A 12,467-nucleotide genomic window follows, 5' to 3' on the forward strand; every position below is an offset into this window, starting at 1 on the left:
ACTTTTTCAAAAATAAATTTTTTAAAGAGCTATTTGTAAAAACAGAAAAAGTATTCTTTGTTGGCAGTTTATGTACTAACAGACATAGTGAGATTAGACTACTCAATTTTCACAGTAAGTTACTTTTGATAGCAGGTTATTATTTGCTTTCTTCAAGAACAACCTCTTGGTTATATATCTTGTCGACAACGAGTAAAAGTACCGGACGTTGAGTGTAGGATTGCTTTTCACCTTTTTCGACGCGGTAGGTTAACGTCAGCTGATCGGAACCAGTATTTGCTAAACTAATGGGTGCAATCGTTGTTAGGTGCTCTGTGCTTGCTTCAATAACCGCTATTACAAATTGCTTGGTAAAATCAATGGTAGTTGGTTTTCCTTCTTCACCCATGGTAGTGGCCGCTCCAAAGTATTGATTGAACGTTTCTTCATCTTCAATTTTTGGATTCTCTAAATTCTTTTCGGATACGGTATTTTTTACAAAATAACCTTTTACTATATCATAAGGTACCCCCTCACCGGAGTTTTCTTGGGTTATAGCATTTGTATCTGCCGGTGTCTTTGATCGATGATCCTGCTTGTTCTGACAGGAAACTAATAATACTATTAAAGTGAAAACTGTCAAAAATAGTTGCTGTTTCATAATGACTTATTGGATGTTTGTAGTAAACAAATATTAATGAGTCCGCCATAGGATAGCAGATGGTTATACCAAAATTTTTGTTGGCCGTGAATTATTTACGTAAAGCCATGTTTGCATAACATTTAAATGTGTAATTTGTTTAGAGATTTATTAGTTAATTATACTTCTAAGGCCGTTTATAAGAATTTATTATCAAAAGCTGTAATGGGAAGAATTTAATTGCTTTATCTTGTTTTTTCTTATTTTACCCGAATATTCTGGCGTGAAGTGAAACTTGTTACGGAAGAAGAAAAAACAATTCTAGCATGAACGGGAGAGATGATGTTAATTCATAATGGAGTGTTTCAGATGATACATAGCAACAAGCATTTGCTATATTTGGTGAACAATATTTAGCCCAACTGATGATGGTAACTGTCAATGCATTGGATAGCTGTAACTGCAGAAATGGGATCTATTGAAAGAGGATGCCTGAAGTAATTTTTTCTAAGGTAATTCATTGCCTTATGCTGTTAATTGATTAAATTATAATTAATGAAAAATGTGATTTTGGCCAGTACATCAACATTGTATGGTGAGGCGTATCTGACCTATCTTAAAGAGGAGATTACCTCACTTTTTAACAATGTGTCGGAATTGATATTTATACCTTTTGCTCGTCCGGGAGGTATCTCCTACGAGTTATATATGCAAAATGTATCAAACTTTTTTGCTTTACTGAATATTCGTGTAAAAGGTCTACATGATTTTCAGGACCCAGCAGAGGCTATCAATATGGCACAAGGTATTTTTACTGGCGGTGGTAATACCTTTTTACTGGTAAAAACATTACACGAACTTGGTGTAATGAAAATCTTAAAGGAAACAATAGAAAATGGTACGCCATATTTGGGCACCAGCGCTGGCAGCAATATTGGAGGGGTAACTATGCAAACCACCAACGATATGCCCATCGTATATCCGCCCGATTTTAAAACCATGGGCTTGGTGCCTTTCAATATCAATGCGCATTACCTCGATCCAGTTCCCGGCTCAAAACATAATGGTGAAACAAGAGAAACGCGTATACGCGAATTTCATGTGTTTAACGATATTCCTGTTGTGGGTCTACGTGAAGGTAGCTGGATACGGGTAAAAGGAAACAATATCAGCACTGAAGGAAAATATACTTCGAAAATTTTTTTGCCAAATAAAGAGGCATTTGAATTGATGCCAGGCGCTGCAATTGACTTAGGTAAACATGGTAGTGAGGGATAAATGAGAGATAAAGAAAACAAAAGATGCTTTTTTTGACTTTGTTAAACAATTACCCTTAAATAAACAGTCGTAGATAATCATATATGAAAGCCTTTATAAATGACACAGATCAGGTCGTTAATGATTCGTTGTTGGGCGTCGCAACTAATCCTGATGTACAACTATTAGATACGTTCCCAAAAGTACGTGTCGTTGTGCGCAGAGATTGGAAAAAAAATAAAGTGGCCGTCATTTCTGGTGGAGGTTCTGGACATGAGCCTGCTCATGCAGGATTTGTTGGAAAAGGGATGCTTACTGCCGCTGTATGTGGAGATATCTTTGCTTCTCCATCCGTAGATGCGGTGCTATCTGCGATTTTGAGTGTAACAGGAAAGAAAGGTTGCTTGCTAATTATTAAGAACTATACCGGCGATCGGCTGAATTTTGGCCTGGCCGCTGAGCAAGCCAGAGCCCTAGGCCTTCGCGTGGAGACAATTACCGTAGGAGATGATATTGCGTTAGGTAAAGAAGTGCAAAGGAGAGGTTTGGCGGGAACTGTTTTTGTACAAAAAGTGGCTGGACAATTGGCGGAAGAAGGTAAATCTTTAGATAAAATTGTCGACAGTGCACAAAAGGTCGTCAATCATACGGTGTCTATTGGATTGTCGCTAACCGATAGCAGGCATTTTGATCAGGAGGAGCCTACACGCTTAAAATCCGAAGAGGCGGAGATTGGCTTGGGTATTCATGGCGAGCCAGGTGCAGAAATTATTTCTTATGAACAGGCTGATAAGTTGGTTGCTAAGGCCGTGCAGAAATTAAGGGCTAGTTTGCCAAAGACAAAGGCTAAATATGCGCTTTTATTAAATAATATGGGAAGTGTAAGCCCTATAGAAATGAATATCCTTATTCATGCATTTGCTAAAACAAGACTCGCTAAACAGGTAAGTTACCTCGTTGGTCCCGCGCCCATCATGTCGTCTATTAATATGAGTGGATTTTCGCTTTCTCTTGTGTTGCTGAATGATGAGATTGAGCGTACGTTGTTGAAGCGTGTCGGACCGTCGTCATGGCACATAAGCCGTTTTACAACGCCAGGTAAAATAAAAAGTCCTAAACTACCTGAAATTATTCCCTACAAGTCTTCTTCCAATAAAGCGGTAAAACAGCTGTTGGAGAAAATTAGTTCACTTCTCATTTCACTGGAAAAGGAAATGAACGCATTAGATAATAAAGTGGGTGATGGAGACGCCGGAACAACTTTTGCTCATGCAGGCAGAAAGATAAAATCTGTTTTAAATAAATTACCATTAAATGATAATTCGAAGCTGTTGTTAAGTATAGGCAGGCTTTTGGCGCGCGAGGCAGGAGGGTCAAGTGGGGTATTGCTATCGATATTGTTTACAGCTGCGGGAAATGCATTTCCTGATAAAAAAGAGTTGGGTGGGGCTTTGATGGTGGGGCTGGAAAAAATGAAAGAACTGGGTGGAGCTGATTTAGGCGATCGCACAATGATAGATGCTTTGCAGCCAGCTTTTGAGGCTATGGAGGCCGATAAGTCTCTGGGAGAAATTGCCGAAGCCGCGAGAAAGGGGGCCGAGGACACAAAAAAAATTACAAAGACAAAATCGGGTCGATCTTCTTATCTCTCCGCGCGGAATCTAAAAGATATTCCAGATCCTGGGGCGGAAATAGTAGCTCGTATTTTGGAAGAGCTGAAAAAATAAAATGAACCGAGTTTATTTGTATACCTTTAATATTTCACCGTTGATGTTTTCTTCTATACACCTAACGTAGGCTTTTTCAATGTTTTGCATAGGAATAGGTGTTAAATCGGGAAAAAATGATGCGAAATCTTTTGCGGATTCTTCCGCCATTCCCGGGCTTACCGCATTTACCCTTAAACCTCTATCTAGCTCAAGAGCAGCTGATAAGATGAAACTGTGTAATGCACCACTAATTACGCCGCCACCCGTAACCCCTTTTGCAGGATGATCGGCAAATATGCCCGATGTTAAAGTGAAAGAACCTCCATCGTTTAAGAAATGCTGACCGATTAAAACGAGGTTCATCTGACCGAATAATTTACCTTGCATATTTTCATGCAATTTGGCTTGTGTTAGGGTTTTGAAATTGTCCATAGTTCCCGAAGCAGCTGTACAGATACAGGCATCAATAGTTTTTATAGAATCAAAAAGATATTTGATTGATTCTTCTGAGCGGATGTCAACCTGAATATCTCCACTGGACCTTCCTGCCGTAATGACTTCATGGTTGGCGGATAATCGTTGTGTTACTTTTTTTCCAATAGTACCGTTACCACCAATGATTAGTATTTTCATGCTATTTTTTATAAGATAGTTTTTTAATTGTTTAATCGATAAGCTGCTTCTGCTCTCAGATCGTTTGCATAATTGCCATTTACATACTGACTTAAACCAATATCAATAAAGTCATAGGGGAAGCCTAAAGTTTCGCTGCTTAGGTGATCTAGGTCCTTAAAAAGCTCGGTTATTTTTAAACCAGTGTTTCCTAAAAGCTTAATTTTCATAAGTTCTCGTTTTTGTTTTGACTATACTTTTTATAGTTGTAAAGTTAAGATGCCTTTTTTACCTTTACAATAACTGTCAATTTTGACAGGTGCAAAAAAAAAAGTCAAGATGATTATTGATGGTAAAAATGTGGCTTTTAAGTTAAATGATAAAACCTATCATTGTGCCCTGGATATTACAATGGACTTCATTGGTGGAAAATGGAAGTGTGTGGTACTGTGGTATTTGAAGTCTGGCAAACTTAGATTTACGGAAATTAAACAGTATATACCAGATATTACAGAAAAAATGTTGAGCATCCAACTCAAGGCATTAGAAAGAGACGGATTGGTAACTCGGGAAGTATATGGAGAAAAACCTCCTATTAGGGTAGAATATTCGCTTTCTGAATTTGGAAAAACACTTATCCCTGCTATAGATACTATCGCTAAATGGGGTAGAGAACTGGGAGAAAATAAAGGTAAATTGATAAAGCTTAAATAAGCTCATTGTTTAACTACAAATGATAAATCAGCAATCGGGCCTATGGAGCATTACAAAGTGGTAGCAGCAGTTATAGTACATAATGACGAAATCCTTTGTGTACAAAAAGGCGAACATAAATTTGACTACCTCCGCCATAAATATGAGTTCCCAGGGGGAAAAGTGGAGTCTGGCGAGCGGGAAGAAGATGCTCTGATAAGGGAAATTGATGAGGAGCTTGGGCTAGCGATTAGTGTTGATCGTAAAATTGCGGTCGTAAATCATCAATATCCTGATTTTATGATTACGTTAGCAGCTTATTTATGTGTGAGTTCTATAAGGAAAGTTGAACTTACCGAACATATAGATGCTAAATGGTTACCCAGGTCAGCGTTGAAAACGCTTCATTGGGCGGGGGCAGACCAACCGATTGTGCAATTCCTGCTAAATAGTAGTTTTTAATATAGATTGTTTTAATCTTTCCTCAATACAACTAATGGCGGTTGATTTAACGTAGACCGACTGTTAAAAAGGCCAATCGCCAAGGTTAGCCCGGATACACTACATAGCAGTATCAGTATAACCATCAAATTTGGCCTGAACGATGCTTCAAAAACGAAAGTGGCCAGTAAAAAACTAGCAATTAAGGCTAGTATAATGCCTGTTAATGAGGCTAACAGACCAAGTGAAAGATATTCACAGGCTGTAATGGCAAAAATCTGTTTTCGACTGGCTCCCATCGTTCTGAGCAATACATTTTCGCGTATGCGCTGATATTTGCTTATCATTACCGAAGCTACTAGCACTACAACACCCGTAAGGATACTAAATGCTCCGATAAATTGGATGACAAAGCCTATTTTATCTAAAATGGTGTCTAACACACTCAATACCAGTCCGAGATCAATTATGGATACATTTGGGAATTGTTTTACTACCTCCTGTTGAAAATATGCAGCGGCCTGGTCATTTGGTACTTTCGTCATAATCACATGGAACTGTGGAGCATCATCAATCACACCAAGAGGAAAGACAACTCTAAAGTTGGTCTGCATCCTGTTCCAATCAACATCGCGTAAGCTGCCTATTATTGTAGGTATAGACACGCCCTGTACGTTGAACTGTAGATGATCTCCCACAATTACGCCAAGGCGTTCGGCATAACGTTTATCTAGCGATATACGAGCGGTATCTCCATTCAATACTTTACCTGTCCAGCGGCCGCTGGTAATTTTCTCCGAGTCGGTTAATTTATTGCGGTAGGTAGACCTAATCTCTCCACCAAATGCCCTTGAAGATATATCGATGGTGCTATCTTTACGTAGATCTGCCGCAGTGTAACCTTTTATGGCGGTTAATTGCATGGTTACCACAGGCACTTCTTGCATTATAGGAAGCTTTAACTTACGTGTAAGTGCTGTAACTTGATCTTTCTGTGCCGATTGTACATCAAATAATACCATATTGGGCTGCGTCCCTGAGGTAGATAGCATGATCCGATTGAGTAATAGCCCTTGTGTGAAAAAGAGTGAGGCTATTAGTGCTGTACCAAGCCCAACGGCCACCATAAGCATCACCGTTTGGTTATTAGGGCGGTATAAATTGGCGAAGCCTTGTCGCCAAACATATGGCCAGGAAGTGGGGGTATACCGCCTTAACCCTTTGATTAATAGGATGGCTACTCCGTAAAGTAAACCGAAGGCTACTATAATGCCTACTATAAAGGAGAGCGTTTGGTACCAACTATTTAGCTGGAAGCGGGCAAATCCGGCGATGAACAACAATATCAACAGGTAAATTGCCCATTTGATACGATCGTTAAAAGCGCCTGATACTTCATCATCATCTACCCTGAGGGTGCGTAGAGGTGAAACATGGCGCACACTAATTAATGGGATGAGGGCAAAAAGCACGGCCATGCAAAGGCCAATGATGATGCCCTGAAGGATGGCCCGCCAAGAGACCGCGTTATCTACCCTTACCGGTAAAAAATCTTGAAGCACAATAGGTAATGTTTGTTGCACTAGCGTGCCGAGGAGAGCACCTAATATCGCCCCAATTAACCCGATACCTATAATCTGCACCAGATAAATAAGGAAAGCTTGAAGGGAGCTCACTCCTAAACAGCGCAAAATGGCAACACTTAATAATTTCTCTTTAACGTAGACATGTATAGCACTGGATACGCCCAAGCAGCCGAGCATCAGAGCGACGAAACCAACGAGTCCAAGAAAATCTGTGAGATCGGCAAAAGACCTGCCTGTATTTTCTTGGGTAGTAGCAATGGTAGAAGTACGGAGGTTCAACTGTTCCAGCCGTTCATCTAGACTTTCTATTAGCTCATCCACTTTGTAGTTAGTTGCAAAACGGAAATAATATTTATAATTGATGCGGCTCCCTTTTTGTGAAAGTCCCGTTTGTTCAAGCAATGCTAATGGCATAAAAACACTGGGTGAAACAGAACCGGATATGGCTGTTTTACCAGGCTCACTAAGCAATGATCCCGCAATCTGAAAGGTTAGATTACCCAATTGTACAGAGTCGCCCACCTCCGCCTCAAACTGCAATAGTAATGTTTTATCTATCAGTACTTTTTGGTCCGTTAGAAAGGTATTGGCCGCTTGGGTAGGTAAAGTTTCCAGTTGCCCATAAAAAGGATAAGCTCCTGCCAAAGTTCTTATTTGCACTAAACGGGTACCTCCGTTTTTTGTGAAACGTACCATAGAGGCAAATTGCTGTTCCTCGGCATGTGCGTCGCTGAGCGTAATCAAAGAATCAATCAATTCTTGAGCGGGGCCAGTTAGCGGTTTATTGCTGCTTACTTCCAAATCTGCTCCTATTAAACTGGCTGCCTGATCGTTGATTTCTTGCTTTAGGTTGTCGCCAAAAGCTGCAATAGCGACCAAAGCGGCAATACCTAATACAATGGAAGAAATGAAAAACAATAACCTCGAACGGTTTTTGCGGCTATCACGCCAAGCCATTTTGATTATCCATTTTCCACTCACACTAATACCCCTCCCTTTAACCGGATAACATGTTCCGTTTTAGCTGCTAGATCCAGGTCGTGTGTAACCAATATTAATGTAGTACCTGCATCTTTATTCAATTCAAAAAGTAATTGTTCAATTTTTTGTCCGGTTTCAGTATCTAGGTTTCCGGTTGGTTCATCAGCAAATAGAATTTTAGGCCTATTGGAAAAAGCCCTCGCTAAGGCAATACGTTGCTGTTCACCGCCCGAAAGTTGGGTGGGATAATGGTCAGCACGATTGGACAACCCAACCTTATCGAGCAGTTCTAAACCTTGTTTCTGAACATTGGAAACACCCTGTAGCTCCATCGGAACCATCACGTTTTCGAGTGCAGTTAAAGTAGGTAGTAATTGGAAATTTTGAAATACAAAGCCAATATGTAAGTTTCGAAGTTTTGCCAACCCGTCTTCATCCAGTTTATCTAACAATGTCCCATTTAAAGTAATACTACCACTGTCGTAGCGGTCAAGGCCCGCACAAAGTCCCAACAAGGTCGTTTTTCCACTCCCCGAAGGACCAACAATCGATGCAGTTTCTCCAGGAGCAACATCAAAACTGATGTTATCTAACACTGTTAAGGTTTTAAGACCACTTTGGTAAATCTTTGAAATATTTTTTACACTGAGCATTGTTCTATAAATGAGAAGGTAGTCAAATTAATTGCTTAATTTAGCCTTAATTATGCACTTAAGATCTATTATATTATCAATTGTTACATTGCTTACAGTATCCTGTACCAACAACCGTAATGAAAACAGTAAGGACGGGCAAAAAGATACAAGTGAAAAGGAAATGCGAGAACCTTCTGAAGAGCAAAAATACATGCTGTTTTTTGGCAATAGCCTTACGGCAGGATATGGACTGGATAGTCAGGAAGAAGCCTTTCCTGCGCTCATTCAAGAGAAAATAGATTCCTTGGCGTTGCCCTATGAGGTGACCAATGCGGGGCTCAGTGGAGAGACCAGTGCCGGCGGAAATGAACGTATTGATTGGCTACTAAAGCAACCGGTGGATATTTTTGTGCTTGAACTTGGTGCAAATGATGGACTAAGAGGCATTGAAACAAAAACAACTTATCAAAATCTGGCAAGTATTATCAGGAAAGTAAAGGAGGCGAATCCCAATTGTAAACTTTTATTGGCAGGGATGATGGTTCCACCAAGTATGGGTACAGCTTATGCAAAAGAATTTCAAGCGATTTTCCCAAGGTTGGCAGAAGAATACCAAATGACGCTTATCCCTTTTTTATTGGATGGAGTGGGAGGTAACACCGAACTTAACCAACAGGACGGTATCCACCCTACGGCTGCCGGACAAAGAATTATAGCAGAAAATGTTTGGAAGATATTGGAACCACTTCTTATACAATAGCATTAGAGATTACCCACGTAGTCGACATAGTTATCAATGAAGTCAATATACGCACCTCGTTGATAATAATAGTAGGTCGTGATAAATAAACCGTCTTCGTAGAAAGTTTCGGTATCATCAGGTCTGCCCCAAAACCTTTCGACCTCTTCAATGCCTTGCCCCGCCCGAGGCCAGTAACTATCAGGAGTGATGTCGCTTACTTCACATGATACACACAATGTTAGTGTAGTTATTAAGAGGTAAATACATTTCCTGACGACTTTAACGGCAGGAAATATATATGTCTGGTGAATCATTTATTGTTTTACTTTTAAGAAACTAAAAAAACAAATTTTTCTGCAAAGAAAAGGATTAATTTAAATTTCTGCTTAATTTAATCCCTCACAGCATGTACGGTGTCTGTGAGGGATTGGTATTTTAAAGCCTAATGCTTCTACTTCCTCTACCTTGCTGATTGAAAACCCGGAAGGTTAAATACTCTTGAAAGGGGATGGGGGCGGTGTAGACAGTACTATTAATGGTTGGTTCAGAGCCATCTGTGGTATAACGTATTGTTAATCCGGGGAACTGCGTATTCGCCTGAACCATTTCCCCAGCTCTTTTGACCCCCGGTGTTGGAATGCGATAACTGAATCCGCCTTTATAGTGGTCAAGTCTAGGCAACTCACGCGTCCCAACAGCGTGGGTAAAAACCGACCAAGCTTGCCGATAACTTTCGTCGTTACCTGCTGTCGTGTTGGCCCATTCTGGATCCGGAGCCCAGGCGCGTTCTGCTAAACCTAATATTTTTGGTAAAAGTAAGTATTCCAAACGATCAGCATCGATAATTTTTTCGCTCCACAAAGGTGCTTGTAAACCAACAATGTTCTTTTTTCCGGTCGCCGTTAGCTTTTCTTTTCCCACAAAATGCCCGTGAGGCAAGGAGTTCCCACGCTCATCTTCTGTTTGGTTGCGATAATAATCGTAAGGGATGAAACGGAAAGGCTTCTCTATATCAACGTATCCACCCCAATATTGCCCAAGCTCATAAAAGCTTGGGTTATAGGCTAGATCAAGGTACATATTGGTAACATTGGTTAATACTACTTGGTAACCGGCATTGGCCAGCTTATAAGCCAGATCTTCATTACCGGAAAGGTTATTCCATACGTCAACATGGAAATTGTTATTGGCAAAACGCGGCTCTACGACCATTTTTTTATTTCCGTCAGCTGTCGTTGTTTTGGTTAAACCAATTTCTTCCCATCCAGAAAGATATATTTTTTTTGAAGTGAGCATCTGGTTCAGCTTGTCGAAGAAATAATGCCAAAGGTCTTCGTTTGTTTGAATGTTAGGTTGGCTGGCCATGAGTTTTTTTACAACTGGCGATTTCTCCCACACGCCTTCAGGCACTTCGTCTCCACCAAAGTGAATGCTCTCAAGTGGTGCCTTTGCTTCCTCGTACATAGAAATAAGTTCGTCCGTTACTTTTTCTAGAAAGGTATACGTGGAGGGCAACGCCACATTGATGACATTATCATCAAAACCCTGTACAGACCGATATACCGAGCGATCGCTGCTGTCGTGTAGCAAATATTGCTCGGCTTCTTGCTGTTTCCCTTCTTTTACCAGTCGTTCATATCGGGCTCCCATTGCCTTTATGGCTGCCCGGGCATGCCCCGGTGTTTCAATCTCCGTGATGACCTTGATATGGCGTTGCGTTGCATAACGGAGAATCTCAATATAATCTTCACGGGTATAATAACCGCTTCCCGGAGAATTCCCAGCCGTAGCTCCCGACCCGTAAGATGGTAGTAGATGATCTTTTTCGTCATAAGTGTGCCCCCTATTGGCGCCAACAGCGGTAAGCTCCGGAAGCCCAGGTATCGCTAACCGCCAGCCTTCGTCTTCCACTATATGAAAATGGAACACATTAAGCTTATAGAGTGCCATCAGGTCCAATACTTTGAATACTTGCTCCTTGGATTGAAAGTTTCGCGCTACATCTAATAAAAAAGCACGATGCGAAAAGCGGGGCTGATCTCTGATCGCAACTTGGGGCACCTCAATTTGCCTTTGGCCCTGCTGCCAGGTATTGGGTGGTAGTAACACTTTAAGTGATTGGAGGGCATAGAAAACTCCTGCGTTGCCTGTAGCGCCAATCGTTATTTTTTCGGGGGTAACATCAAGCTCGTAAGCTTCCGTATTGGGTAGTTCCTTTTTTGTAATGTGTATGCCGGTTTCCGTGAGTTCTTGATTAATTAAAAGCTTACTGCCAAGAACTTCTTCCAACTCATCTACGAAATAATTTGCTTCAGGAAGAAAAGCCGTATCGCAGTAAATAGGTGTCTGATCGCTTATCGAGAATTTCCCCGTTTTTTTTGTATACGATGTTGGGGTAGGAAAAAGCAACGGTAAATGCGTACTATCAATGGAGTTGATTTTTTGATTCTGTTCAAATATGTATGCTGCCAGACCCACCTCCTCTTGCTTAACATAGCTAGGCGTATCTAACAAGAAAGGTAAGTCGATCCCTTGTGTAGTATCTTCGTCAAGAACAAGGTAGAAGCCTGCAGGGAAGTCCGTGAGATTACGGATTTTACGTGAAACAAGCTGGATGGTCAGCGAATCACCTTTGGCCAGGCCTCTAAAAAGGGAATCGGGAAATAGCCTGAATGCATCACCATTAATCTGGGCAACTTGTACATGAGACGTATCATCGTCAGCGATAGCTAAATTGCCGATATTGAAATATAATTGCCAACCTTGTGCCGGGAGCGCTGTTTCGCCTGTGTTCGTAACCGTTAGCGAGGAGTGCCCCCGCGACCCTTCATCATTGATATTGCTGGTAACTTGCCAGGTTAAATGAAGGGGTGCGTTGGTAGCATTTTGTTTCGATACGGTAGAACAAGCACTAAAAAGCAAAAATAAACAGCTTACAAGAAGTATGGAACGTTTCATTTTTAATAATTTTAGGCTAAATATCGGTTTAAAATATTTATTTTCAAGAGTTATGGATATTTTTTATATAATCGCAAAGGTTTTATTGATCTATAAGAATATTTCTTTTACCTCTTGCCTGAAACTGAACTCTTCGAAGCCTAGGTTGTGACTATGCTGCATGATATACGATTTGATTTCTTTATAATTGCTGTGGTAAAATTCAGAAAGTTTTATTACTTTTTTTCTGCCCTT

At 40.7% G+C, this 12,467-nt stretch carries 12 protein-coding genes; 5 read left to right on the forward strand and 7 right to left on the reverse strand.

Annotated features, from left to right (window positions below):
• Positions 1-139: 139 nt before the first annotated feature.
• Positions 140-640 (reverse strand): hypothetical protein, encoded by a 501-nt coding sequence (locus H8S90_RS15855; protein WP_187338829.1) that lies wholly within the window; start codon positions 638-640, stop codon positions 140-142.
• A 534-nt stretch (positions 641-1,174) separates the two neighbouring features.
• Between H8S90_RS15855 and pepE the strand changes: the two genes are divergently transcribed.
• The gene (pepE, locus tag H8S90_RS15860; RefSeq protein WP_187338830.1) at positions 1,175-1,897 is read left to right on the forward strand and encodes a dipeptidase PepE; all 723 of its coding nucleotides are present in this window, start codon (positions 1,175-1,177) and stop codon (positions 1,895-1,897) included.
• A gap of 83 nt (positions 1,898-1,980) precedes the next feature.
• Positions 1,981-3,603, forward strand: coding sequence for a dihydroxyacetone kinase subunit DhaK (locus H8S90_RS15865; RefSeq protein ID WP_187338831.1), 1,623 nt, complete (start codon positions 1,981-1,983; stop codon positions 3,601-3,603).
• A 12-nt stretch (positions 3,604-3,615) separates the two neighbouring features.
• On the opposite strand, the gene H8S90_RS15870 is transcribed toward H8S90_RS15865, so the two are convergent.
• On the reverse strand, positions 3,616-4,218 hold the full coding sequence (locus tag H8S90_RS15870) for a short chain dehydrogenase (protein ID WP_187338832.1): 603 nt from the start codon (positions 4,216-4,218) through the stop codon (positions 3,616-3,618).
• 23 nt (positions 4,219-4,241) lie between these two features.
• On the reverse strand, positions 4,242-4,427 hold the full coding sequence (locus H8S90_RS15875) for a hypothetical protein (protein ID WP_187338833.1): 186 nt from the start codon (positions 4,425-4,427) through the stop codon (positions 4,242-4,244).
• 82 nt (positions 4,428-4,509) lie between these two features.
• Here H8S90_RS15875 and H8S90_RS15880 point away from each other — a divergent pair, with 82 nt between their 5' ends.
• Positions 4,510-4,911 (forward strand): helix-turn-helix domain-containing protein, encoded by a 402-nt coding sequence (locus tag H8S90_RS15880; RefSeq protein ID WP_255501626.1) that lies wholly within the window; start codon positions 4,510-4,512, stop codon positions 4,909-4,911.
• A 42-nt stretch (positions 4,912-4,953) separates the two neighbouring features.
• Positions 4,954-5,352: a (deoxy)nucleoside triphosphate pyrophosphohydrolase gene (locus H8S90_RS15885; protein ID WP_187338834.1), complete on the forward strand. Its 399-nt coding sequence runs from the start codon at positions 4,954-4,956 to the stop codon at positions 5,350-5,352.
• 11 nt (positions 5,353-5,363) lie between these two features.
• Here the strand turns inward: H8S90_RS15885 and H8S90_RS15890 are convergent, their stop codons facing one another.
• Complete coding sequence (locus tag H8S90_RS15890; protein ID WP_187338835.1) at positions 5,364-7,874, reverse strand: ABC transporter permease; 2,511 nt, start codon at positions 7,872-7,874, stop codon at positions 5,364-5,366.
• Between the two features lie 20 nt (positions 7,875-7,894).
• Positions 7,895-8,563 (reverse strand): ABC transporter ATP-binding protein, encoded by a 669-nt coding sequence (locus tag H8S90_RS15895; RefSeq protein WP_370525703.1) that lies wholly within the window; start codon positions 8,561-8,563, stop codon positions 7,895-7,897.
• A gap of 40 nt (positions 8,564-8,603) precedes the next feature.
• Here H8S90_RS15895 and H8S90_RS15900 point away from each other — a divergent pair, with 40 nt between their 5' ends.
• Positions 8,604-9,293 carry an arylesterase gene (locus H8S90_RS15900; protein ID WP_187338837.1) on the forward strand — a complete coding sequence of 230 codons (690 nt, stop codon included), beginning with the start codon at positions 8,604-8,606 and terminating at the stop codon, positions 9,291-9,293.
• Positions 9,294-9,295: 2 nt separating this feature from the next.
• Here the strand turns inward: H8S90_RS15900 and H8S90_RS15905 are convergent, their stop codons facing one another.
• A complete protein-coding gene (locus H8S90_RS15905) occupies positions 9,296-9,589 on the reverse strand; it encodes a hypothetical protein (protein WP_187338838.1) in 294 nt (97 codons plus the stop codon).
• Between the two features lie 121 nt (positions 9,590-9,710).
• The gene (locus H8S90_RS15910) at positions 9,711-12,233 is read right to left on the reverse strand and encodes a family 20 glycosylhydrolase (RefSeq protein ID WP_187338839.1); all 2,523 of its coding nucleotides are present in this window, start codon (positions 12,231-12,233) and stop codon (positions 9,711-9,713) included.
• Between the last annotated feature and the right edge of the window lie 234 nt (positions 12,234-12,467).

The sequence above is a fragment of the Olivibacter sp. SDN3 genome (assembly GCF_014334135.1).
Classification (GTDB): Bacteria; Bacteroidota; Bacteroidia; order Sphingobacteriales; family Sphingobacteriaceae; genus Olivibacter.